18 protein-coding genes are annotated in these 23,708 nt (G+C 70.2%); 15 read left to right on the top strand and 3 right to left on the bottom strand.

The features are described from left to right. Positions 1-51: 51 nt before the first annotated feature. Genes Aco04nite_RS06990 through Aco04nite_RS06980 form a run of 3 tightly spaced genes read left to right on the top strand, consistent with a single transcriptional unit; the run spans position 52 to position 1,939 of the window. Positions 52-1,179, top strand: coding sequence for a serine hydrolase domain-containing protein (locus tag Aco04nite_RS06990; protein WP_212996338.1), 1,128 nt, complete (start codon positions 52-54; stop codon positions 1,177-1,179). After that, complete coding sequence (locus tag Aco04nite_RS06985) at positions 1,179-1,574, top strand: VOC family protein (protein WP_244875790.1); 396 nt, start codon at positions 1,179-1,181, stop codon at positions 1,572-1,574. Before Aco04nite_RS06990 ends, Aco04nite_RS06985 begins: the two co-directional genes overlap by 1 nt. Beyond that, positions 1,571-1,939 carry a YybH family protein gene (locus Aco04nite_RS06980; protein WP_212996336.1) on the top strand — a complete coding sequence of 123 codons (369 nt, stop codon included), beginning with the start codon at positions 1,571-1,573 and terminating at the stop codon, positions 1,937-1,939. The genes Aco04nite_RS06985 and Aco04nite_RS06980 overlap by 4 nt, the downstream gene beginning before the upstream one ends. Before the next feature lie 32 nt (positions 1,940-1,971). Here Aco04nite_RS06980 and Aco04nite_RS06975 read toward each other — a convergent pair whose 3' ends face one another. Further along, on the bottom strand, positions 1,972-3,369 hold the full coding sequence (locus tag Aco04nite_RS06975) for a class I adenylate-forming enzyme family protein (protein WP_212996335.1): 1,398 nt from the start codon (positions 3,367-3,369) through the stop codon (positions 1,972-1,974). After that, positions 3,359-4,891 (bottom strand): NAD(P)-binding domain-containing protein, encoded by a 1,533-nt coding sequence (locus Aco04nite_RS06970; protein WP_212996334.1) that lies wholly within the window; start codon positions 4,889-4,891, stop codon positions 3,359-3,361. The genes Aco04nite_RS06975 and Aco04nite_RS06970 overlap by 11 nt, the downstream gene beginning before the upstream one ends. A 63-nt stretch (positions 4,892-4,954) precedes the next feature. Here Aco04nite_RS06970 and Aco04nite_RS06965 point away from each other — a divergent pair, with 63 nt between their 5' ends. From Aco04nite_RS06965 to Aco04nite_RS06910, 12 genes are all read left to right on the top strand, one after another. Then, positions 4,955-6,460, top strand: coding sequence for an aromatic amino acid ammonia-lyase (locus Aco04nite_RS06965; RefSeq protein ID WP_244875789.1), 1,506 nt, complete (start codon positions 4,955-4,957; stop codon positions 6,458-6,460). A 35-nt stretch (positions 6,461-6,495) separates the two neighbouring features. Continuing rightward, complete coding sequence (locus Aco04nite_RS06960; RefSeq protein ID WP_212996333.1) at positions 6,496-8,061, top strand: FAD-dependent oxidoreductase; 1,566 nt, start codon at positions 6,496-6,498, stop codon at positions 8,059-8,061. Position 8,062: 1 nt separating this feature from the next. Further along, positions 8,063-9,049, top strand: a complete 987-nt coding sequence (locus tag Aco04nite_RS06955; RefSeq protein ID WP_212996332.1) for an alpha-hydroxy acid oxidase — start codon at positions 8,063-8,065, stop codon at positions 9,047-9,049. Next, positions 9,046-10,317: a cytochrome P450 gene (locus Aco04nite_RS06950; RefSeq protein WP_212996331.1), complete on the top strand. Its 1,272-nt coding sequence runs from the start codon at positions 9,046-9,048 to the stop codon at positions 10,315-10,317. The genes Aco04nite_RS06955 and Aco04nite_RS06950 overlap by 4 nt, the downstream gene beginning before the upstream one ends. Further along, the gene (locus tag Aco04nite_RS06945; protein WP_212996330.1) at positions 10,314-11,576 is read left to right on the top strand and encodes a cation:proton antiporter; all 1,263 of its coding nucleotides are present in this window, start codon (positions 10,314-10,316) and stop codon (positions 11,574-11,576) included. Before Aco04nite_RS06950 ends, Aco04nite_RS06945 begins: the two co-directional genes overlap by 4 nt. Before the next feature lie 12 nt (positions 11,577-11,588). Further along, complete coding sequence (locus Aco04nite_RS06940) at positions 11,589-12,245, top strand: response regulator transcription factor (protein WP_244875788.1); 657 nt, start codon at positions 11,589-11,591, stop codon at positions 12,243-12,245. After that, entirely contained in the window at positions 12,242-13,516 is a 1,275-nt protein-coding gene (locus Aco04nite_RS06935) for a sensor histidine kinase (RefSeq protein ID WP_212996329.1), read from the top strand. The genes Aco04nite_RS06940 and Aco04nite_RS06935 overlap by 4 nt, the downstream gene beginning before the upstream one ends. 37 nt (positions 13,517-13,553) lie before the next feature. Beyond that, a complete protein-coding gene (locus tag Aco04nite_RS06930) occupies positions 13,554-13,859 on the top strand; it encodes a hypothetical protein (RefSeq protein ID WP_212996328.1) in 306 nt (101 codons plus the stop codon). 51 nt (positions 13,860-13,910) lie between these two features. After that, the gene (locus Aco04nite_RS06925; RefSeq protein WP_212996327.1) at positions 13,911-15,482 is read left to right on the top strand and encodes a glycosyltransferase family 39 protein; all 1,572 of its coding nucleotides are present in this window, start codon (positions 13,911-13,913) and stop codon (positions 15,480-15,482) included. A gap of 169 nt (positions 15,483-15,651) precedes the next feature. Beyond that, positions 15,652-18,138: a LamG-like jellyroll fold domain-containing protein gene (locus tag Aco04nite_RS06920; RefSeq protein ID WP_212996326.1), complete on the top strand. Its 2,487-nt coding sequence runs from the start codon at positions 15,652-15,654 to the stop codon at positions 18,136-18,138. Positions 18,139-18,235: 97 nt separating this feature from the next. After that, positions 18,236-22,585 (top strand): polymorphic toxin-type HINT domain-containing protein, encoded by a 4,350-nt coding sequence (locus tag Aco04nite_RS06915; RefSeq protein ID WP_212996325.1) that lies wholly within the window; start codon positions 18,236-18,238, stop codon positions 22,583-22,585. A gap of 10 nt (positions 22,586-22,595) precedes the next feature. Then, positions 22,596-23,444: a hypothetical protein gene (locus tag Aco04nite_RS06910; protein WP_212996324.1), complete on the top strand. Its 849-nt coding sequence runs from the start codon at positions 22,596-22,598 to the stop codon at positions 23,442-23,444. Positions 23,445-23,525: 81 nt separating this feature from the next. On the opposite strand, the gene Aco04nite_RS49525 is transcribed toward Aco04nite_RS06910, so the two are convergent. Then, complete coding sequence (locus Aco04nite_RS49525; protein ID WP_280519311.1) at positions 23,526-23,660, bottom strand: hypothetical protein; 135 nt, start codon at positions 23,658-23,660, stop codon at positions 23,526-23,528. Positions 23,661-23,708: the final 48 nt, after the last annotated feature.

Raw genomic sequence — 23,708 nt, 5'->3', positions numbered from 1 at the left:
CCGCAGGGTCCGACAGCCCCGCAGCCGGAGGTTCCTGGCAAGGTGGGTTCCATGACGTTGCATGAGGTGCTGACCGCTCGCGTCGAGCGTGGCGAGTTCCCGGGGATCGTCACGCTCATCGCTCACGGTGATGACGTCCACGTCGACACGATCGGCGCGACCGCGTTCGAGGGTGGCGTCCCGATGCGCCGCGACACGATCTTCCGGATCGCGTCGATGACCAAGCCGGTGCTCGCGGCCCTGACGCTGGTGCTGGCGCAGGACGATCTGCTCGATCTCGAGGAGCCGATCCACAGGCTGCTGCCGGAGCTCGCCGGTCAGCGGGTGCTGGCACGCCCGGACGGCCCGCTCGACGAGACGGTGCCGCTGGAGCGCCCGGTCACCGTCGAGGACCTGCTGACCTTCCGGATGGGCACCGGGACGATCTTCAATCCGGCGACCGTGTGGCCCATCGTCGAGGCGGCCGAGGAGCTGCAGCTCGCGCTCGGGGCCCCCGAGCCGCGTACGCCGTGGGAGCCCGACGAGTGGATCCGCAGGTTCGCGACCCTGCCGCTCATGGTCCAACCCGGCACGCAATGGCAGTACAACACCGCCTACAACGTCCTCGGCGTGCTGCTCTCCCGCGCCGCCGGCAAACCGCTCGGTGAGGTGCTGCGGGAGCGCCTGCTCGACCCGCTCGGCATGCGCGAGACCGGGTTCTCGCTGCCGCCCGAGCGTGCCCGGGACCTCCCGGTTTCCTACGCGAGCGACCCCGCCGACGGCTCGCTCACGGCCAGCACCGCGACCGGCCCCGAGGTCTGGGCCCAGGACCCGTCGTTCCCCACCGGCGCCGGCGGCCTCGTGTCGACTGTGGACGAGTTCCACTCCTTCGCCCGGATGCTGCTCAACCGGGGCGTGCACGGCGGCACCCGGCTGCTGTCCGAGAAGTCCGTCGACCTGATGACGAGCAACCACCTGACCGCCGACCAGATCGCCGGCTCCGGCTTCCTGGACGGCGACGGCTGGGGCTTCGGCGTGGCGGTCAAGGACACCAACGGGCGGTACGGCTGGCCCGGCGGCTACGGCACCATCTGGTTCAACAACCGCCGCGAGAACCTGGTCGCGCTCGCGTTCACCCAGGCCAGCCACGTGCTCTGGAACGGCACGATGACCGACTTCGAGCGATTGGCGTACGAGTGATGCGCATCCTCACCCTCGACCACCTGGTCCTGACGGTCGCCTCGATCGACCGCACCCTGGCCTTCTACCGCGACGTGCTCGGCATGCGCGCCGAGTCGTTCGAGGGGGAGCGCTGGGCGCTGCACTTCGGCACCCAGAAATTCAACCTCCACGAGGCCGGGCACGAGTTCGAACCCAAGGCGGCTCATCCGGCCCCCGGCACCGTCGACCTCTGCCTGATCGCCGCCACCCCGCTGGAGGAGGTCATGGCAACCCTGGCCGAGCACGGCGTACCCCTGATCGAGGGCCCGGTGACCCGCACCGGCGCCCGGGGCGAGATCCGCAGCGTCTACGTACGCGACCCCGACGACAACCTCGTGGAGATCGCCAACTACCCCGAACGTGAGGCGTCATGACCAATCTCGACGCCGTCACCGCCTGGGTCGAGAACTACCGCGCGGCGTGGCTCTCCAACGACGCCGAGGAGATCGGCAGCCTCTTCACCGAGGACGCCGCGTACTTCACCGAACCGTTCGCCGCACCCTGGCTGGGCCGCGAGACCATCGTCGCCGGGTGGCTCGACCGCAAGGACGACCCGGGCACGTTCACCTTCACCTGGCACCCGGTCATCGTCACCGACGACCTGGCCATCATCGAGGGCCGCACCGCCTACACCGCGCCGGCGGTCCGGGTCTTCCGCAACATGTGGGTGCTGCGCCTGAACAACAGCGGCCAGGCCCGCCAGTTCACGGAGTGGTGGATGCAGGAACCCGACGAGTAGCCGGACCGCCCGGCCCGAGCAGGCTACGGCGGCTAGGGGAGGGCGTTCTTGTCCGGCTTGCCGGTGGAGGCGATCGGGACCTGGTCGATCAGGGTGATCGTGCGGGGGACGGCGGCTTCGCCGAGGCGGTGGGCGACGAGTTTGCGGAGCAGGGCGGGATCGGGGGTCTGGCCGATGGCCGGGACCAGGTAGGCGTGGACGGCCTCGCCGGTCTGTTCGTCCGGGCGGCCGACGACGTAGGCCTCGGCGACGGCCGGGTCGGTGGCGAGGGTTCGCTCGATCGGGCCGGCGTAGACGAGGTTGGCGTTGACGATGATGACGTCGCGGGTCCGGCCGAGGAGGCGCAGGTTGCCGTCGGGGTCGAGTTCGGCGAGGTCGCGGGTGCGGATCCAGCCGTCCACGAAGACCTCGGCCGATTCGGACGGGTTCTTCCAGTAGGAGCCGGCCTGGGCGGGGGTGCGGACGTAGAGTTCGCCGTCGCGCAGGGAGATGTCGTTCACCGTGGGTGGGCGGCCGACCGAGGCGAGGGCGGCCGGGGAGGCCAGCATCTCGGCGGGCGTGACCAGGGAGATCATGCCGGTTTCGGTCTGGCCGTAGCCGTGGAAGATGACCGGGCCGAGGACGTCGAGGGCCTCGGCGAGCCGGCCGGGATCCAGCGGGGAGCCCGAGACCAGCAGCGCGCCCAGGCTGCTCAGGTCGGCGGGGTCGGCGCGCTGGTCGCGGACGAGCTGGTAGAGCTTGCCGACCGTGATGACGCTGGCGGTGGCCCGGTGCTCGACGATGGCGGCGGGGAAGGCCGGGGGGTGGGCGTTGACCAGGGTGCCGCCCGCGGCCAGGGTGAGGATGCCGTATTCGAGCATCACCTGGCTGGCGAGGGAGCCGAAGACCAGGTAACGCTGCATCCGGGAGGCCAGCTCGGCCACTGCGGGGGGCCAGCGGTCCGGGTAGGGCGCCCAGGCTGCTGACATGGCCGCGTACGTCTGGGCACAGCCCTTGGGGTCTCCCGTGCTGCCGCTCGTGTAGATGATCCGGGCGATGTCCGACGGTCTTCCCGCGGCGACGAGCGGGTGGGAGGAAGCCGCGGTGGACAACAGATCGGTGACCGTGGCGTCGTCGATCAGCGTGGCGTCGTCGTTGCTCAGGAGATGATCGAGCTGGGGCGGGGTCAGTCCGGGGCGCAGGCCGGAGACGCGCGCCCCGACGGCGAACGCGGCGATGGTGGCAGCGAAGGCCGGGGCTGATACGCCGAGCTTCAACGCGACGCCCACCCCGGGGCCGATGCCCAGCCCCCGCAGGCCGGCCGCGATCCTGCGGATCATGACGTGCATCTCCCGGGCGGTGACCACCCGGGCGCCGTCCTCGAAGACCGGGCGGTCGTCACCCGTGGCGAGCAGGTCCAGCAGCGGTTGGGGCCAGACTTCAGAGTGCATCGGCGAGGATGCCCTTCACGAACGCGACGAGCGGCTGCTGGTGCACGGTCGGCAGGTTCCAGTGGTTCTCCAGGTTCTCGGCGAGGTGGTGCTCGGCGATCACCTGGCCGTCGCGGCGGACGCGGACCACCGGGTGCAGGTAGCTGGCGTCGTGGGCCGCAGCCGCGTCGTTCTCGGCGATCCGGGGGACGCTGATGTCGAAGGGGTCGACCTGGTCGTGGTCCGGGCCGTATTCCAGCGTCGTCACGAAGGCCAGGTCGAAGACCCCGAGACCACCATCGGCGAGGTACGCGACCGGCACCTCCTCCTGGTACCGCACAGTGGACCCGCTGACCGTCACGACGTCGGCCAGTACGGCGAACTGCTGCCACAACGCCGAGGTCACGTTGATCCGGGCGATGATCGCGTCGGCGATCGCCTCCGGCGTCAGATCCAGCTCGCGGGCGGGCCACGGTGCGTCGTGGTACCGGGTGCCGAGGATGCGGTGCAGGGCGCGGACGCCGTAGCGGAAACCGTGGATGAAACCGCTCGTCGACTTCTTGAAGTCACGCTGCTGGGTCAGCGTGCCGGCGAAGTACATTCCGGGGACGTTGACCGATTCGAAGGCCGGCGTCTGTTCGGGGAACCGGTCCTTGATGACCAGGGCGGGGCGTGCCGAGTCGTCGAACGGGGTCGCGTCGAACTGGAAGCCGGTGCACAGGATCACGCGGTCGTAGTCGAGCTCCCGCAGATTTTCGACGGTCCGGGCGTACCGGAAGAGGACCCGGAAGCCGCCATCGGGCTTGCGCGTGATCTCCTCGATGGTGCCGTCCAGGACCGCGTTCTGGGATTTGAGCTGGTAGGTGTCGAGGAAGTTGTTGTTGACCGCGCGCAGGTGCCCGACGTAATGCGATTGCCAGGCCAGTTTGATGGAGTGCGGGCCGGCGACGTGAATGACAGCGGCGGTCTCGATGAGCGCGTCGGCTGTCTCGAAGGCGGAGTTGCCCTTGCCGACGATCAGCACCCGCTGGTTCACGAAGTCATCGGGGTCGACGCTGACGGTGTCGTAGCGTTCGGCCAGCTCAACACCCTCGATCGGCGGCACGTAGAGCTGTGACACACCGGTGGCGACGATGACGCGCTTGGCGTGGATCGTCCCATTGATGACGAAGTCCGAATCACGGCCGATGGAGGTGACCGGCGTGGAATATCGGACGTTGAGCCCCCGGGCGAAATCCGCGAGATAGCGCACGAGGTCGTCGGCGGAGGGGAAATACCGCGAGCTGTAGTTCTTGAACAACAGCGCCGGATCGTCGGTGAGCAGCGAATTCCAGTCCGCCCGCAGGTTGTACTCGGGATCCTGCGACCCGGTCCAGACCTTGTTGATCGAGATCAGCTGGCGGTGCCGAGGATAGGTGGTGAAGAACGTGCCCGGTGCGGCGCCGCCCTCCAGCACGACGTAGTCCTGACCGTCGCGCTCCAGCAGGGCGGCGAGCTGCAGACCCGCGGGTCCGGCGCCGATGATGAGGTAGTCGTGCGTCATGCGCCGCAACCTACTGACGCGATTTCAGAGCCTTCTGAGAAATGGTCTCTACCGTCGGCGACCATGACGATTGAGGTGGATCTGGCGACGCCGTTGCGCATCGCCGACCTGCGGGCCGCGCGCGATCCGATCACGGTGGTCGCGGGTCCGGAGGTCCGGGACCGGGTCACCGCGTCGCGCGTCTTCCTGACCAAGGTGCTCGGCGACGACCGTGCGGTCTATGGCAGCACCACCGGGTTCGGTGCGCTGGTGGGTTATGCGGGCCGGGCCGATCTGCGCGATCAGGCCGACAACACACTCGCGCATCTCGGCGCCGGCCAGGGCCCGGACATCGCCCTGGACGTGGTGCGCGCGACGATGCTGATCCGGGCCCGCTCCCTCGCGCAGGGCGCCTCCGGTGTGTCCCCGCACGTGATCGACGCGCTGGTGGCGATGCTCGGCACCACGTTCACCCCGGCGATGCCGCGGCTCGGCTCGGTCGGCGCGAGCGGCGACCTGATCCCGCTGGGCGCCGCGGCCCAGGCGTTGCGAGGCCGCGGGCACGCCTATGTGGACGGCGAGCGGCTTCCCGCGGCGGCAGCCCTGGACAGGGCCGGCCTGGAACCGTTGCCGCTGGACGGGCGGGACGCGCTCGCCCTGGTCAACGGCACGTCGCTGACCACGGCGGCGCTGGCGCTGGCCCTCGACCGGGTACGCAGCTCGCACCGGGTGATTCAGCTGCTCACGTGTCTTCTCGCCGACCTGCTCGGCTGCGATCCGCAGTTCCTCGACGCCGACCTGCTCGACCGCTTCGCCCACCCCGGCGCGATCGACGTCGCGGCCACGATGCGCGCCGTTCTCAGCGGAGTGACAAAGGGGAAGCGGCCGCTGCAGGAGCCGTACAGCATCCGGTGCTCGCCGCAACTGCTAGGCGCGGCCGAGGACGCGTTGCGCTATGTGGACGGCGTGGTCACCGCCGATCTGGCGGGGGTCAGCGACAATCCGATCTTCGAAGCCGCCGGCGACAAGGTGGTGCACGGCGGCAACTTCTTCGGCCAGCCCGCCGCGTTCGCCGGGGACATGCTGACGATGGTGATCGCGCAGATCGGCAATCTCGCGGAACGCCAGCTGGACCTGCTCGTCGACCCGGTCCGCAACAACGGCCTGCCACCGATGCTCGCGGCGGGTCCCGGGCAGCAACACGGAATGCAGGGCGTCCAGCTCGCCTCGACCGCACTGATCGCCGAGATCCGGCGGGACTCGATGCCGGCGAGCATGCAGAGCCTGCCCACCAACCTGCACAACCAGGACGTGATTCCGCTGGGTACGCAGGCCGCGCTGCGCGCGTGGGACCAGGCGGAGCTGCTCAGCCTGATCACCGGGTCGCTCGCGGTGGGTCTGCGCCAGGCCGTTCACGTCGGTTCGCGTACGCCCACCGCGCCGCACACCCGCACGATCTTCGACGCGCTCGCGGCCGCCGTACCCCCGGTAGATCCGGACCGCCCGCTCGACGGCGACGTCCGCGCCGCGGCGGGCGTACTCGCAAAGCTTGAAATTTCTCTGATTTCTGACTCATACCCTTCGCTTTGACCTCGGTTTTCCGCTGCGGATTGGAACAGATCGCCGTGACGCTTGATTACCTGATCATCGGGGCCGGGCCGGCCGGACTTCAGCTGGCCGCCCTGCTCGAGGCCGACGGCAAGCGCGACTACCTGGTGCTGGAGGGTTCGGACGCGCCGGGCGCCTTCTTCGCCACCTATCCGCGACATCGGCAACTGATCTCCATCAACAAGCCGCACACCGGCACCGACGATCCGGAGCTGAACCTGCGGCTCGACTGGAACTCGCTGCTCAGCGACGATCCGGCGCTGCGGTTCACGTCCTACACCGAGCGCTACTTCCCGGACGCCGACGTGATGGTGCAGTACCTCGCGGACTTCGCGGCCAAGACCGGCGCCAAGGTCCGCTACAACACCCGGGTCACGAACGTCGCCAAGCGGGACGACGTCTTCGTGGTCACGGCGGGCGACGACAGCTGGCAGGCGCGCGCCGTCATCGTCGCCACCGGTGTCTCCAGGACCGTCGAGCCGGACATCCCGGGCTTCGAGCTGGCCGAGGGCTACGACGTGTTCTCCACCGACCCGCGCGACTATCTCGACCAGAAGGTCCTGATCCTCGGCAAGGGCAACTCCGCGTTCGAGACCGCGGACAGCCTGATGGAGACGACGACGCTGATCCACCTGGCCGGGCCGAGCTCGGTGCGGATGGCGTGGCGCACCCACTATGTCGGGCACCTGCGTGCGGTCAACAACAACTTCCTCGACACGTACCAGCTGAAGTCGGCCAACGCGATCCTCGACGGCACCGTCAAGAGCATCGAGCGCGACGGCGACGGGCTGAAGGTCACATTCAGCTTCTCCCGGGTCAACGAGGTGATCAAGGAGCTGCACTACGACCGGGTGCTGGCCTGCACCGGCTTCCGCTTCGACGCGTCGATCTTCGACGATTCGTGTCGCCCCGAGCTGGTGATCAGGGACCGCTTCCCGGCACAGACCGAGGCGTGGGAGTCGATCAACGTGCCCGGCCTGTTCTTCGCCGGCACGCTCTCGCAGGAGCGTGACTTCAAGAAATCGACCAGCGGTTTCATCCACGGGTTCCGCTATGCGGTGCGTGCGCTCCACAAGATTCTCGAGCGACGGTACGCCCAGAGCGCCTGGCCCGCGGAAAAGCTGGACGCCACCCCCGAGGCCCTGACCGACGCGATCATCGCCCGCGTGAACCGGACCTCGGCACTGTGGCAGCAGTTCGCCGTCCTCGCCGATGTCGTAACCGTCGCGGGATCCGACGCGCGCTATCACGAGGAAGTCCCGGTGGACTACTTCGCGCAGACCGGGCTCTTCACCGCCGACCACGACTACGAGCACGCGTTCGTGGTGACGCTGGAGTACGGCCCCGAGCACGATCAGGTGGACCCGTTCGACATCACCGTGTCCCGGGTCGCGCAGGACGTGCCCGGACAGGCGCACGATGCGGCGTACCTGCATCCGGTGGTCCGCTATCACCGCGAGGGTTCGGTGGTCGCCACGCACCATCTCGCCGAGAACCTGGAGAACCAGTGGGACCGGCCCGCGGTGCATGTCGAACCGCTGGCCGATTTCCTGGCCCGGTGCCTCGCCGGCTCTGAGGGCTGACATGGATCCGGTGCACGAGGACTTCTTCGCGGGCGGTGCGGGAGAGGAGCGGACGCTGCGCGCCAACGAAGCGGCGTACGAGCGGCTCCGCATCGTCCCGCGGGTCCTTCGTGCCACCGGCGACCGGGACCTGCGGCTCACCCTGTTCGGCACCGAGCTGGCAACGCCGGTCCTGGTCGCGCCGACGGCCTTCCACAAGCTCGCGCACCCGGACGGCGAGGCGGCCACCGCCCGGGGCGCGGCCGGGGCGGGCACGGTGATGGTCGTCAGCATGGCCGCCACCCAGCCGATCGAGGAGATCGCCGCTGCGGGCGGACCGCTCTGGTTCCAGCTCTACCCGCAGTCCGACCTGGCCTTCACCGCGGCGGTCATCAAGCGGGCCGAGGCGGCGGGCTGCCGGGCGCTGGTGGTGACGGTCGACTCGCCGGTCTTCGGCCGCCGCGAGCGGGACCTGCGCAACGGCTTCCTCGACCTGCCCGATGGGCTGGCCTGCGAGAACCTGCGCGACGCCGAGGGCAAGGTCCGGTCGATCGAGATGGACGCGACCCTGGGCTGGGACCGGATCGCCTGGCTGCGCGGGACCACCGGGCTGCCGATCCTGCTCAAGGGCGTCCTGCACCCGGCCGACGCGCGGCTCGCGGTCGAGCACGGCGTCGACGGGCTGATCGTCTCCAACCACGGCGGCCGGCAGCTCGACGGCGCGGTGGCCACTGTGGACGCGCTGCCCCGGGTGGTCGACGCGGTCGGCGGGCGGATCCCGGTGCTGGTCGACGGGGGTATCCGGCGGGGTGTCGATGTGCTGGTCGCGCTGGCTCTCGGCGCTGACGCCGTGCTCGTCGGGCGGCCGGTGGTGTGGGGGCTGGCGGCGGGCGGCGCTCCGGGCGTACTGAAAAAATTGCGAGACCTGACCGGCGAGCTGGACCACGCCATGGCACTGGCCGGGGCGAAACGCCTGGCCGACCTCACTCCGGACCTGGTGGTGGCATGAGTCCGGTGATCCGCCTGCGCGAATGGATCTTCGAGAAGGTCAACGGGCACGAGGGGATTCCGGTGCCGGGGCCGCTGGTCGGTGTCGAGCACTTCGAGCGGGTCTACTCGGACCCGGCGGCCGACGGACGCAGCCGTGGCGCGGGACTCTCCGACCTGTTCTGGTACTGGCTCGCGCCCGGCCCGCAGATGCACCAGGAACACCTGGAGCCCGGCGAGCGGTACAAGACGGTTGCCCGCACGACCCGGCAGGTCCTCGCGATCCCGCACGAACGCTCGGACGAGCTCGCCGCCGCGGCGGCCCGGCGGATCCTGTCGGCGCTCCCGTCCGACCGGACCAGCCTCGTGCGCCTGCGCGACCTGATGATGCCGATCTGGGCGGAGGTCTACTACGAACTGGTCTTCCAGGAACCGTGCCCGCGTGCGGTGCGCGACCTGATCGTGGCGAACGCGTCCGACGTCGTGACCGCGTTGAAGGGCCTCAGCCTGCGCCACATGTCCCGCCGCGACAAACTCACGCGGTACCTGCTCGGGCGGCTTGCCGACGGCACCTGCCCGGTGACCTTGCCGTCGTCGTTCACCGACCTGGAAACGGCGTGGTACCTGCAGGGCGCGTTCTTCAACACGGCCGTGGTGCAGATGTCCGAGGCGATGGCCCACGTGTTGCTGTGCGCTTCCTCCGCTTTCCCCGCCGACTCCTCTCCCACGGACGACGACTCCCTCGACCGGCTGATCGACGAGACGTTGCGGGTGCATCCGCTGTTCGGGATCGCCCACCGGATCACGTCCGCACCGATCGTGGTCGACGAGCACGTCACGCTTCCCACCGGATCCGTGCTGCTCTTCAACTACCTCGCCTACCAGCGCTCCGGGCCCGCAGCGGACGACGACTTCAACCCCGATCGGTGGCTGACGCTCAAGCGCAAGGACGCGCACTTCATCCCGTTCGGCGTGACGGCCAACCGGGCGTGCCCGGCGCGGGGCTCGGCCCCGGTGATGATGCGGGGCGTCACCCGCGAGGTGCTGCGGCACTTCGCCCTCGCGTCCTCGGTGGCGCACACCCGTTCCCTGCCCAACCGGGGCCCGGCCTTCCTGACCCCGCCCGGTGTTCCCGGCCCCCGCCCGGCCCAGCTCGCCCGGCTGCGGCGCCGCGACCGCGTGGCCGACGTGGGCCGCTCGCTGAAACAGCTCGTGCTCGGCACCTGGATGGTTCTCGACGCCCGTCGCCTGCGCCTGTGCGCCACCTACTTCTCGGAGGTCCGGCAGTGAAACCGACTGAGCTGGCCCCGCGGTTCTTCATCGCGGTCGCTGTCATCCTGCTGTTCTGCAAGCTGGTGTCCTGGCTGCTGGCCAAGATCGGTCAGCCCGCGGTGGTGAGCGAGATGCTCGCCGGCGTCCTGCTCGGCCCGTCGCTGCTCGGTCTACTCTTCCCCGGCGCGCAGGCCGCGCTCTTCCCGCCGGCACTGCTGCCGATCCTCTACGTGGTCGGCCAGGTGGGACTCGTCCTCTTCATGTTCCAGGCCGGGTACGCCTTCAAGGCCCACCGCACCACCAACCTGGCCGGCACCGCGGGCGTGGTCTCGCTGGCCGGGGTCACCGCACCCCTCGTGCTCGGCATCCTGCTGGTGCTGGTCACCTCCGGCGCCGTCCCGATCCAGGCCGACGGCGTCCCGGTCGGCATCTCGGCGGCCTTCGTCGGGGTGGCGCTGGCGATCACCGCGTTCCCCATGCTCGCCCGGATCATCACCGAGCGTGGGCAGGCCGGCACCCGGCACGGCTCGCTCGCGCTGGCCAGCGGTGCCATCGACGACCTGGTCGCCTGGATCCTGCTCGCCGTGGTTCTCGCGTTCGCGTCCGGCAAGGTGGGCCCGGCGTTCGTGACGGCCGGTGGCGCCATCCTCTTCGGGCTCGTGCTGTGGCTGGGCGGGGGCCGGATCACCGCCCGGTTGATGGCTGTCGCCGATGAGCGGGTACGGCTGCTGGCCACGGTGACGCTGCTGTTCCTGGTCGCCTGGTACACCGACGAGATCGGCCTCTACGCGGTGTTCGGCGCGTTCGCCGTCGGGGTGGTCATGCCCACCTCGGAACGCACCGACAAGGTCGTCGACACGCTGACCCCGATCGCCGCGACCGTGTTCCTGCCGCTGTTCTTCACGTACTCCGGGCTGCGGACCGAGTTCGGGCTGCTCGGCAATCCGTCGGTGCTGCTCTTCGCGGCGGCCTGCGTGGCGCTGGCGATCGCCGGGAAGTTCGGTGCCTGCTGGGCGGCGGCCCGGCTGCGGGGCGAGCCCAACGGGGTGGCGTTGCGCGTCGGCGCGCTGATGAACGCCCGCGGGCTGATGCAACTGATCGCGCTCAACGTCGGGCTCGAGGCGGGGATCGTGAACTCGTCGCTCTTCACCGTGCTCGTCCTGGTCGCCCTGATCACCACGCTGATGACCACGCCGCTGCTCTCCTGGATCGAGCGGCCCTCCGCAACTTCTGTTGAAGAGACAAGTTTCACTGGTCACGCCACCCAGTCCATATGAGATTGTCGATATATGCACCGGTTGCTCTTGGTCGAGGACGACCACGACCTGCGCGGCATGGTGTCCGAGACGCTGGTCGACGAGGGCTACCTCGTCGACCAGGCCCCGGACGGCCAGCGCGGTCTGCACCTCGGTCTGACCAGGACGTATGACGTCATGGTCATCGATCGCCGCCTGCCCGCGCTCGACGGGCTCGACCTCGTCACCCGACTGAGATCGAAGGCGGTCGCGGCCCGTGCGCTGATGCTGACGGCGCTCGGCACGGTCGACGACCGGATCGCCGGGCTCGACGCGGGCGCCGACGACTACTTGGTGAAACCGTTCGACCTCGACGAGTTGAGCGCGCGGATCCGGGCGCTGTGCCGGCGTACGACCGACTCGACCGATGCCCTGCGGGTCGGTGCCGGGCTGCTCGACCTCTCGTTGCGTGACGCCGTGCTGCCCGACGGCACCCGGATCGCGTTGTCCGCACGCGAGTTCGAGTTGCTGCGGGTCGTCGCGGCGCGGCCCAACGCGGTGCATTCCCGCGCCGAGCTGCGCAGCCGGGTCTTCGACGAGGCCGCCGCCGCGTCGATCGTCGACACCTACGTCTACTACCTGCGCCGCAAGCTCGGCCGGTCGGTCATCCAGACCGTGCACGGGCTCGGCTACCGGCTGGGGTCCCTGTGAACTTCGAGGATCAGATCGTCCGGCGGACCCGGCTGCGGATCGGGCTGTTCGTCGGTCTCGCGATCAGCGCGCTGCTGGCCCTCGCCGGCACGATCGCCTACACCGCGCTGCTGCACAGCCAGGAAAATCAGATCGAACGCGAGCTGAGTTACGGCGCGACCAACGGGACCACCGCCGGGCCGCCGGGCTGCAGCTGGATCTTTCTGTACGACGGGAGCGCACTCGACACCGGTGACCGTCCCCCGCCACCCGGCTTCCCCCTGGTCAGCGAGATCGACACCGTCGCGGCCACCCGCGCGGCGACCACGACCGAGGTGAGCCGCAACGGGACCACCTATTACGTGCGCACCCAGCCCCGCGGCGCGAGCGTGGTCCAGGCGGTCTTCGACGCGCGTTTCCAGATCTCCGACCGGCGTCACCTGCTGATGGCGTTCGTCCTCGCCGCCGCGGCCGGACTCGCGGCAGCCGTGCTCACGGGCATTCTGGTCGGCAGCCGTGCGGTCGCGCCCCTCGCGGAGGCGCTCGGCCGCCAGCGCCGGTTCGTCGCGGACGCGAGCCACGAGCTGCGGACGCCGATCGCCCAGGTGCACACCCGCGCGCAGGTTCTGGCCCGCCGGGCGCGGACCGGCGGAACCGACGCCGACCGCCGCGACCTCGACCGGCTGATCGGCACCACCCGCCGCCTCGGCGAGATCGTCGACGAACTCCTGCTCTCGGCCCGGCTCGCCGCATCCCCCGACGACCTGCCACCCAGCGCCCCGGTCGACCTGGTCCGCATCGCCACCCAGTCGGTCGCCGCAGCATCCGGCCGCGACCTCGACATACACCTGGACGCCCCCGGCACCGAACTCTGCGTAGCGGGCATCGAATCAGCACTGCGCCGCGTCGCCGACGAACTGCTGGCCAACGCCCTGACCCACACCCCACCGGGCGGCCGCATCACCATGACCGTCCGCCCCGCCCCCCGCAACCGCGTCGAACTCATCGTCGCCGACACCGGCCCCGGCTTCGACCCGGCCGACGCCGCCCGCCTCTTCGACCGCTTCCACCGCGGCGCGGGCGCGAACGATCGCCGTTTCGGCCTCGGCCTGGCTCTGCTCCGCGAAGTCGTCACCAGCCACGGCGGCACCATCACCGCGGAAAGCGACCCCGGCGCGGGCGCCACCTTCACCGTCCGCCTCCCCCTGGCACCCACCCCACCGGCTCCCGACCACGTCGGGGAGGCGCGCGTCTCACCGCCGGCACGGTTGCTCCCCGCGCACGACGGGTAACTGCCGACCAAGCGACAAACCCTTCCGGGAGGCACCCATGGCCACCGAACCACTCAACACCGAAGCCGCCGAAGGCGACCGCGACCGCCGCTTCCACGGCGGAGCGCCGGCCCACCTCGACGACAACGAACTGGCCCGCCGCACCGAAGCCGAACGCGTCGAAGCGGGAATCGACCCGTACGACCCGAACGACATCCCACCGGCCACCGACGAAGACCCCCTCGTCGACCCCACCGCCGACCCGACCTACCAGGACATCCAAAGCGTCACCGCCCGCCAGGAAGCAGAAGGCGAAACGGCCCCGCTGACCAAGGACAACCCGTTCCCGCCCACCCGCTACTAAAAGCAGCGGATCCGGTCAGCCGCCGGCTCGGGATGGTCATCGATTGTTCGGTTGAGCGTCATCGAGGCCGGCCCCGGGCCGCCTAGGCTCTCGTGGTTCAAGACCACGTCCCCCCGGGAGTGCGCCATCAGTTCCCACCTCGACACCTCACCTCGGCTGATCCCCGCCCAGCAAGAGCCTGTGGATCCGGTCCGCAGCGGGGTTTCCCTCGCCGCGGTGCTGATCTGGGCGGTTCCGGCGCTGACCGCGGCGGGGCTTGCCGGATGGCGGCTGACCGGCGCGTCGCTCTGGGCGGACGAGCTGGCCACCTGGGGTGCGGTCCGGCTGTCCTGGGCGCAGCTGTGGCAGTTGTCCGGCACGGTCGACGCAGTCGTGGCGCCGTACTACGCGGCGCTGAAGGCCTGGTGCACGCTGGCCGGGACCGGCTCCGCGGCGTTGCGGCTGCCGTCGGCGCTGGCGATTGTCGGCGCCACGGTTGTCGTCACCGCGCTCGGGCGCCGGATCGGTGGTGTTCCGGCGGGTCTGGTTGCCGGGTTGCTCTTCGCGCTTGTTCCGGCGACATCCCGGTACGGCCAGGAGGCTCGCCCGTACGCCCTGGCGATGTTCTTCGCCGTGCTCGCGGTGCTGTGCCTGGTCCGCCTGGTGGAAGCTCCGGGTGTGCTGCGGGCGATCGGATATGCGGCGTCGGTGGCAGCCACCGGACTTCTGCACCCGCTCGGTGGTCTGCTCATGGTGGCGGGCCATGCGACGGCGATCGGGTGCCTGCAACTGCGGGTGGATTCGAGGAACCGCCGGTCGGCCGTGCTGTGGCTCGGCGCCGCGTTTGCGGGTAGCGTCCCGGCGCTGGTCCTCGCCTGGTGGGGGACCCGGCAGAGCGCACAGATCTCCTGGATCCCGCTCGCTACTGTCGACAGCCTGCAGGGGTTGCCGCAGAACGTGTTCGCCTCGGCCGCGGTCGGGGGCATCCTGCTGGTGCTGGCCGTCCTCGGGACGGGTCGCAGCCTGGCGGCCGTGGTGCTCGCAGGCGCGGGGTTCGTGCCACCGGCGCTGTTGCTGATCGTCGGCACCCAGACCCCGCTGTGGGTCGGCCGCTACGTCATGATCGCGATCGGTCCGCTGGCGGTGCTCGGCGGCCTGGGCGCCCTGCGGGCCGGTAAGGTCCCGGCAACCCTGGTGATCGTCCTGGCCCTGTTGTTCTCCTGGCCGGTGCAGCTTGAATTCCGCACGTCATCCGGCCACGCCGAGGACTCCGCGAAGATCGCCTCGGTGATCGGCCCGCGATACCGGGCCGGGGATGTCGTGGTCTTCCCCGACACGCACCCGAGCATCCCCTGGGCCGCCCGCGACATCTATGAGCGCTATCTGCCCGCTCCCCGCCCGCCTGACGTGCTGCGGGTAGCGGCACCGCGAACCAGCGGGCGGTTGCTGGCCCGGGAGTGCCCGGGCGCTGCCTGCCTTGGCACCCCACCGCGCATCTGGGTCATCCGCGTGGACAACTCCACGGACCCGCTCAAGGATATGACGCCCGCCAAGCGGCGCCGGATCGGTGAGCACTACCGGACGGTGCAGAGCTGGAAGTTCCCGTTGCTGGGTGTCACGCTTATGGAACGTTCCGAGGTTTAATTTTGGCTGTGTATTACCGCTATTAATCCCGCATTCATCGACGTCCCTGACGATCTTGGCGTTGACACCGAACGATATTTGCCGGTGTCTCTCCGTATAGATACGGCGCATCCGTCCGACCGGGTTGATCCCGGCCCGGCGGGCGGCACGGGGCCGAGATGGGAACACGATGGAGCACAATTCTGGGCGGCGCGGGGCCGCCCGGCTGCGACTTGCGGGCGCGGTGTTGATCGCGGCGTCCACAGTCGCCGCTGCGGCCACGCCGGCGTTCGCAGTCGCCGGTGGCGAGGCCGCGGCCACGGGTGCGTACCCGTTCGTCGTCAAGCTCGACGTAGGGGACGGCATCCAGACCTGCAGCGGCGCGCTGATCGCGCCCGAGTGGGCGATCACCGCCACCGAGTGCCTCGGAACAGGCAGCACCCCGGTCGCCACCGGGCGTCCCACGGTGCCGATCACCGCGATGCTCGGGCGCACTGAGCTCGCTGGCAGCGGCGGTCAGGTCCGTTCAGTCGTACGCGTAGTGCCGCACGCCTCCCGCGGAGTCGCCCTGGTGCGGTTCGCGAGTCCGGTCACGGGGATCACGCCGGTCGCCCTGGCCACCGCCCAGCCGGCCACCGACGCCACGGTCCGGGTCGCCGGATACGGCAGGACCACAACCGCCTGGATCCCGGGGGCGCTGCAGAGCGCGCAGTTCACCGTCGCGACGACCTCGGCCACCGGCTTCACGGTGACGAGCGCAGCGGCCGCCGCCTGCCGCGGAGACGCGGGCGCCCCGGCCTTCACCGAGAGCGCCGACGGCGTGCGCCTGGCCGGCGTCAGCACCACCTCCGGGCAGTCCGGATGCTTCGGCGAGACCGCGACCGGAAACACCGCCGAGGAGCTCCGGGTCGACGACCTCGCCACCTGGGTGCAGCAGAGCGTCGCGCAGGATCAACCGGCCGGCCGCTGGGACCTGCGGGAGACCTCCGGCACCGCCCTGGCCGACAGCACGACTGCCGGAACCGCCCACCCCGCAACGGTTTCCGGGGCGACGCTCGGGCAGGCAGGACCGGTCCTCGGTGGTGACACCGCGGTCCGTTTCGACGGCGTCAACGACTACGCGGCTACTGGTGCCGCGGTGGTCAACACGGCAGCCGATTACTCGGTCTCGGCCTGGGTGCGGGTGAGCGCCCTGAGCACCGGTTACACCAACGCTGTGGCTGCCAACGGGACGCGTACCAGCGTCTTCGGCCTGGGCAAGAGCTCGGGTAACAAGTGGGTCTTCTGGGTGCACCCGACCGACTCGGACAACGGCGGTGGCCTGGTCGAGGTCGTCGCTACCACCGGGCCGAAGGTGGGCTCGTGGGCGCACCTGGCCGGGGTGTTCACCGCCGCGGACCGCAAGCTGACGCTCTACGTCAACGGCGTCGCCGCGGGTTCGGCCACCATGACCAGTGCCCCCTGGAACGCCACCGGTACTGTCAACATCGGCCGTGGCCTGTACGCCGGCACAGGCGGCTACTACTGGGCCGGTGACCTCTCCAGCGTCAAGATCTGGAACCGGGCGCTGGCCGCGACTGAGCTCGGCGCGCAGGCGGGCATCGGCGCCGGTCGGTGGAGCCTCCAGGACACCGGTGTGGACAGCTCCGGCTTCGAGCGGCGCCTGTCCGCCGCCGGCGACGTGGACTACACCGACGGCCGGGTCCGGGATTCGGCGCTGTTCAACGGCGCTGACCAGGTGCTGGCGACGAGTGCACCGGTGCTGCGTACCGACCAGTCGTTCACGGTCTCCGCGTGGGTGCGGGCCGACAAGCTGAGCACCGGTTACACCAACGCGGTGGCGCAGGACGGTACGCGTACGACCATGTTCGGGCTGGGCAAGAGCTCCACGAACAAGTGGACCTTCTGGACGCACAGCGCCGACTCCGACTCCGGTGGCACGCTCGTCTCCGTGACCGCCGCCAGCGGGCCGACCGTCGGCACCTGGGCGCACCTCACCGGGGTGTACGACGCGAACAACAACAAGATCACGCTGTACGTGAACGGTGCCCCCGCGGGGAGCACGGCCCTGACCACCGTGTGGCACGCCGGCTCCCGGCTGACCATCGGCGGCGGTCGCTGGGTCGCGGCGAACGGTTACTTCTGGCCGGGCAGTGTCGACGAGGTGCGCGCGATCCAGGGTGCACTGACCCCGGCCGAGGTGCAGAGCCTCTACACGACGACACCCACGGGTACGGAGACGGCGACCGGTGCCGCTCTGGCCGAGAACTTCGCCTACCCGGGGGCCGCGAAGCTGCTCGCCGACCAGAACGTCAAGCTGCTGTCGGGTGACGGCCACATCGTCGCCATCAACTGCGCGACGGCGGCCGACGGTGACATCGGGCTGCTCAAGGTCTACACGACCGACGAGACGATCGGCGCGGACGGCGTGGGCCGGGTCTGTTTCAAGGTGCTGGGCGCCCCCGGCCGCCTCGACCTCGAGGTACCCGGCGTGTACGAGATCCGCGGCGACGGCCAGCGGTCCGGGACCGGGCACGAGGTCACCGCGGACCTGACGACCGACGAGGGCGACGAGCTCTCGGTCGACGTCGACCCGGCCGGCAGCACGCAGGTCGGCCTCGGCGCCTCGCCCGACAACCCGCCGACCATCCTGCTGCGTCTGACGGCCAAGGGCTGATCCGGCGTCTCTTCGCGATTGACCGGTACGCGGGCGGACGGGTTGCCGTCCGCCCGCGTACTGCTTCGACCCGTTGCTCTTCCTCCATGGAGATGACGTGCATTCCAAACAAGTCCGCGCGACGCTGGCCGCACTGACGGCCGTCGCGCTGCTTCCCGGACTACTACGTGCCGCGCCCGCGTCGGCCGATGACACCACCCCCGCCGTCCTGGCCGACCGGTCCCTGGTCGTCCAGGCCTGGCAGAGCGGCGGCCTACAGCTGCGCGCCGAGGCCGAGATCGCCCTGACCGGGACCGACGACCAGGTCCGGGACTTCCTGGGCTCCGGGCTGAGCCAGGCGCAGACCCTCGACCAGCGCGACGCCGTGGAAGCCGCGATCGGTGATGGCGGGCCCGCGGTGCGGGCAGCTGCCCAGCAGGCTCTCACGGCCGCCGACGGCGGGGACACGACAGCGCTGGCCACGTTCCTGAATACCGGCCGGGACGCCTCGGAGAACATTGACCTGCGACTGCGGGTGGACCAGGTCAAGGCCAGCGGCGGCGCGCAGGTCCAGGAGGCGGCTCAGGTCGCTCTGGACTCCGAGGACCCGGTGGTGCTGCAGGAGTTCCTCGACTCAGGCTGGCAGACCCAGTGGCAGACCGACCTGCGGCTGCAGGTCAACCAGGTGCAGGCCACCGGCGGGACCGAGGTCAAGGCGGCCGCCCAGAAGGCCCTCGACAACGGTTCGGCAGAGGCCCTCGATCAGTTCCTGACCTACGGCTGGGACGTCGCGTCGGCGCACGACGACGAGACCGCGTCGCTGGTAAGCCTGCTGGAACAGGCGGAACAGGCCGAGACGACGGTCGAGCGGGAGACGAAGAACACCCAGGATCAGGCGAAGCGGGCCTCCGACGGGGCGAACGCGGCTCGCCGCTCCGCGCAGGAGGCCGCCGCGGCCACGGCGAGCGCGAAGAGCAACGCGGCCAAGGCGGCGGCGCACGCCAAGCGGGCAGCAGCGGCAGCGCGCAAGGCAGCCGCGTCGGCCCAGGTCGCGATCGACGCGGCCGGTGCTGCCGATCGGGCGGCGCAGGTCGCGACAGCGGCGGCGCAGCGCGTGTCGCGGGCAGCGGCACAGGCAGCCTCGGCCGCCTCGAAGGCCTACACCGCAGCGGCGGCAGCGGCTTACGACCGGACGAAGACCGGCGAGGCGCGCAAGGCCGCGGAGGCGGCCGCCGCGATCGCCAGGACCGCCGACGCCCTGGCGGACAAGGCAGGGAAGGCCGGTGAGGCACTCGCCAACGCCAAGCTCGCCCTCGACTACGCGACCGACGCGGCCAAGCAGTCGACGGCCGCCGCGGACGCGAATGACGACGCACAGGAGTACGCACAGGACGCCGGCGCCGACGCCGCCGAGGCTCGAGCCGCGGCGAAGCTGGCCCGCGCGAACGCCGAACGGGCGACCCGGGCAGCAGCCGCGGCGCAGAAGTACCTGCAGGTCGCGATCACCAACGCGTTCGCCGCGCGCGATGCGGCCAAGGCAGCCGCAGCCGATGCGCGAGCCGCCGCGGCTGCCGCGCAGGACGCAGCGGATCACGCTGTGGACGCCGCGCAGGCCGCGACCAACGCGACGAACTACGCGAAGGCCGCGGAGGCTGCGGCGACCAAGGTCGTGCAGCTGGGCAACGATGCCCTCGCCGTGTACACGGCGGCGCGTGCGGCCGACACCGAGCGGCTCGCGGTCGCCACGGACGCCGCTCTCGAGAGCGCCCGGGACGCCAGCACCACGTACGAAGCGCTCGCGACCCAGGCCGACTGGGACGTCGAGCAGGCCGCCAAGCGGGATGCCGAGACCCAGCGGCTGATCGCCGAGGCGCAGAGCCCGCTCACCGATCCCGCCCTCGCGGTGGTCGACGCCCGCAAGGTCGCACTGGCTCTGGGTTCGAGCGACGCCGAGGCGACCCGCGCGGCCGCGCTGGAGGCGTTGCAGGCGGACGACACCGGGGCGCTGGCGTTTGTGCGGACCGGTCTCGCCGCCGCCGCGGTGCAGGACAACCGGGTCGCGGTGGCCGACCTCGCCGGCTCCACCGACAATGCCGCGCTGGCAACCGCGGCGCTCACGGCGCTCGCCGGCACCGACGCGCAGGTGGCGGAGTTTCTTCGGACGCAGAACTACTCGGGCCGGTTCACCCAGGACCGGCTGAAGGTCAACCAGATCCTGTCGGCTGCGCGCACGGCCTCGCGGACGGTGACCGTGCAGCGAGCGCAGACAGCGCTGGACACCGGCACCCTGCAGGCGTTGCGCGACTTCCTGGACAAGGGCCAGTACACCGCCTCGGCGATCGACGACCGGGTCCAGGTCAACCAGCTGATCGCCAATGTGGACACCGGCGCGGAGGTCAAGGCCGCCGCGCAGGTGGCGCTGGAGAGCCCGGCCATCAACCTGCCGGAATTCCTGCGGACCGGCCAGTACACGGCAGCCGAACGCGATTACGACACCGCGGTGCACCTTTCGGTTGTGGGCGGTCTGCTCGAGAAGATCAACGAAGTCGGCACGATCGCGGTGCAGCACGCCCAGGAGGCGCAGTCCGCGGCGGCCAAAGCCCGCGGTGATGCCACCAAGGCGAGTGAGTACGCCACTCAGGCGATCGCCTCCGCCGCCAAGGCAGCCGACTACGCGACCAGCGCCAGTGCCTGGGCCAGCAAGGCGGCTACCTCGGCGAGCCAGGCAGCGAAGTCGGCGGCCACGGCGAAGGGTGCTGCCGTAGCCGCCAACCAGTCCGCCCGTACCGCGACCCGCGCCGCGACGTGGGCCACCAGCCTGCACGAGTACGCCGTGAAGGTCGCGGCCGAAGCCAAGAAGTGGGCCGACCAGGCGAAGAAGTCAGCCGCCGACGCGGGAGCCGACGCCAAGGCGGCCCAGGCAGCCGGCGACGCGGCCCGCAAGGAATACCTCGGTCAGCGCAACGCCGAGATCTCGAACTGCGTCCAGCAGTACACGAAGGCGAGCACGACCAACTTCGAGCAGTTCTGGCTCGGCACCACCGGCGGCACGGCACGGGCCTGCGTGGCGAACCTGATCGCCGACCCGCAGGAGATGGCGCAGCGTGCGTACCAGAACGAGGCCTACTGCGACACGTTCTACCCGCAGGGGATGCAGAGCCAGTTCTACCAGAACTGCCTGCACACGGTCCTGAACCCGGAATTCCGGTGGATGACCATGCAGGACTTCGCCACCCTCGGCATCCAGGGCATCACGGCGGTCATGCTGCCAGGGGTGGTGGCCCTCGGCGCCATCTGCGTGATCACCATCGTCTGCGGGATGGCCGTGGGGGAGATCCTCGGCGTCGCCGACACCGGTCTGAACCTCTACAAGTTCATCAAGGGCGACCAGACGCTCGCCGACACCCTGCTCAACTTCGGCGAGAACATCCTGCAGACCATCCTGTTCAAGGGGCTGGTCAAGCTCACGAGCGTCACGTTCCGAAACCTGAAGGTCCTGTACGACGCGGGCAAGTCCGCCGAAATCGCGCAGAAACGGCTCGACGCCGCCGATCTGAACCGGATCAACCTGGACGTTGTCCTTGCCTGCTCCCTCGTTAGCGGGGCGGTGCCCAACAGCTTCTCGGCCGGTACGCGGGTGCTGCTGGACGGCGGCGCGAGCAAGCCGATCGCGCAGATCGGGCTCGGGGACCGGGTGCGTGCCACCGACCCCGTGGCGCGTGCCGGAACGTCGGCGCCGGTTGTCGGCCTGATCGAGAGCGACGACACCGAACTGGCGGACCTGACCGTCCGGGAGAAGTCCGGGCCGGTCGCGGTGGTGCACACCACCGGTCATCACCCGTTCTGGGACGCGGCAGCCGGGCAGTGGGTCGAGGCCGGAGACCTGGCTCCGGGTACGGCCCTCTCGACCTCCGACGGTGACGGCGCGCAGGTGGACACGGTCCGCACCTTTACGGGCAGCGAGACCATGTACAACCTGACCGTCGCCGATCTGCACACCTATTACGTGCAGGCGGGCGACGAGTGGGTGCTGGTCCACAACGCCCCGAAATGCGGGCGGGCGCCGGCCGGGCACGTCTACAAGGGCGGCCTTTACAAAAACCTCAAGGACCCGCTCACCGGCAACAATGTCACCGGCACCGAGATCAACCACATGCCGGCGAAGCAGGCCCTGATGGAGGCGTTCGGCCTGACCGAATCCCAGGCGGAGTCGAACGGTTTGGCCATCCAGATGGACGAGGCCGACCACGTCAAGACCGAGAGCTGGGGCAGCAGCCACGCCGGCAAACAACATCGCGCGGAGCAGATCTACTGGATCAAGCGGGGTTACTTCGCGAAGGCCATGCGGATGGACCTCGAAAACATCAAAATGCTGTTCCCGAACGGAAAGTACGATGCCGCTGTCGACGAGATGATGGACCACTACGACGAGTTCATCGACTACCTGAAGGCCATTGGCAAACTGTGACGGAGGACCAGTGCAGGACGTACAACCTCTCGAAAGTGTCGGCGGCCTGAGGTTCGGCATGTCGCGGGCCGACACCCGGCGGGTCATGGGGGAGCAGCGCGAGACGTTCCGCCGCGCGCCGCACTCCCTGACGGCCCTGGACTATTACGCCGAGGCGGGCCTGTTCCTGACGTTCGGGACGGATGACCGGCTGCGGTCGGTCGAGGCAACCAGATGGGCGGATCCGGTCCTGCGGGGTGTCCGGTTGCTCGGGCGGCCCGCTCAGGAGGTCCTTGCCGAACTCCAGGCGGGGGGCGTCGTCGCGACGCAGCAGGACGGCGACTGGACGCTGGCAGAGCTCGGCGTGACCCTCGGCGAGGTGAAGGAAGAGACATTCCACTCGCTGCTGGTATCCGCCGGCTCCGCCGGTCCGTCGGCCGTCGACTTCTTCCCCGCGGACGACCCGGACACGGACCCGGAAGGAGAGTTCCCGGTCGAGGCCGGCCGGGGCTTCGACGGCGGTCCTGAGCTGGGTGCCGGCAGAGAGCAGGTGCGTGCCCTGCTCGGCCCTGGTTTTGCGAGCACCGCCGAGATGGGCGGCGCGAGCCAGGACAAATTCCTGGAGGTACGCATGGTCGTGCTGTACGACAGCGCGGACACCGTCGTGCGAGTGACGGCCACCGACCCGACCGTGCCCCTGATCGAGGGGATGGCGGTGCTCGGGCGATCGTGGTCCGAGGTCCGCCAGGACGCCGAAGCCCGGGGCATCGCGGTTGTCGAGGGTGATGCCGAGCTGCTGTTTCCGGACGCGGGCTGCCAGGCGTGGCCGCTCGTCGCCGGCCCGGATTCCGCGCTGGTCGCGGTCTCCGTCTTCCGCTGATCAACGCCGGGGGCGCTCGCCGATGAGCGCCCCCGGCCGGCCAGCAGCATCGGATCAGGCCGGGTCGGGCCGGTCCCGGCGCTAGCCGCGCAGTGCGAGCCAGATGAGCGCCGCCGCGATGGGCAGGGCGCGGACGGCGTACATATCGGCAAAGAACTTCGCAGTGTCGGTCACTCCATCGTCGATGCCCGGGAGGGCACTGGAAGAGCTGGTCACGACGCGGTCAGTTACTGAGCGTGCTGCCTTGACGCGTATTTTGGGAAG

Origin of the sequence: Winogradskya consettensis (assembly GCF_018332715.1) — a bacterium.
GTDB lineage: Bacteria > Actinomycetota > Actinomycetes > Mycobacteriales > Micromonosporaceae > Actinoplanes > Actinoplanes consettensis.
Note: the sequence above shows the minus strand (reverse complement) of the source record. Positions and strands in the feature narration are given on the sequence as shown.

Coding starts and splice junctions, on each gene's coding strand:
- Aco04nite_RS06990 (WP_212996338.1), top strand. CDS start 52: ATGACGTTGCATGAGGTGCTGACCGCTCGCGTCGAGCGTGGCGAGTTC.
- Aco04nite_RS06985 (WP_244875790.1), top strand. CDS start 1,179: ATGCGCATCCTCACCCTCGACCACCTGGTCCTGACGGTCGCCTCGATC.
- Aco04nite_RS06980 (WP_212996336.1), top strand. CDS start 1,571: ATGACCAATCTCGACGCCGTCACCGCCTGGGTCGAGAACTACCGCGCG.
- Aco04nite_RS06975 (WP_212996335.1), bottom strand. CDS start 3,369: ATGCACTCTGAAGTCTGGCCCCAACCGCTGCTGGACCTGCTCGCCACG.
- Aco04nite_RS06970 (WP_212996334.1), bottom strand. CDS start 4,891: ATGACGCACGACTACCTCATCATCGGCGCCGGACCCGCGGGTCTGCAG.
- Aco04nite_RS06965 (WP_244875789.1), top strand. CDS start 4,955: ATGACGATTGAGGTGGATCTGGCGACGCCGTTGCGCATCGCCGACCTG.
- Aco04nite_RS06955 (WP_212996332.1), top strand. CDS start 8,063: ATGGATCCGGTGCACGAGGACTTCTTCGCGGGCGGTGCGGGAGAGGAG.
- Aco04nite_RS06950 (WP_212996331.1), top strand. CDS start 9,046: ATGAGTCCGGTGATCCGCCTGCGCGAATGGATCTTCGAGAAGGTCAAC.
- Aco04nite_RS06940 (WP_244875788.1), top strand. CDS start 11,589: ATGCACCGGTTGCTCTTGGTCGAGGACGACCACGACCTGCGCGGCATG.
- Aco04nite_RS06930 (WP_212996328.1), top strand. CDS start 13,554: ATGGCCACCGAACCACTCAACACCGAAGCCGCCGAAGGCGACCGCGAC.
- Aco04nite_RS06920 (WP_212996326.1), top strand. CDS start 15,652: ATGGAGCACAATTCTGGGCGGCGCGGGGCCGCCCGGCTGCGACTTGCG.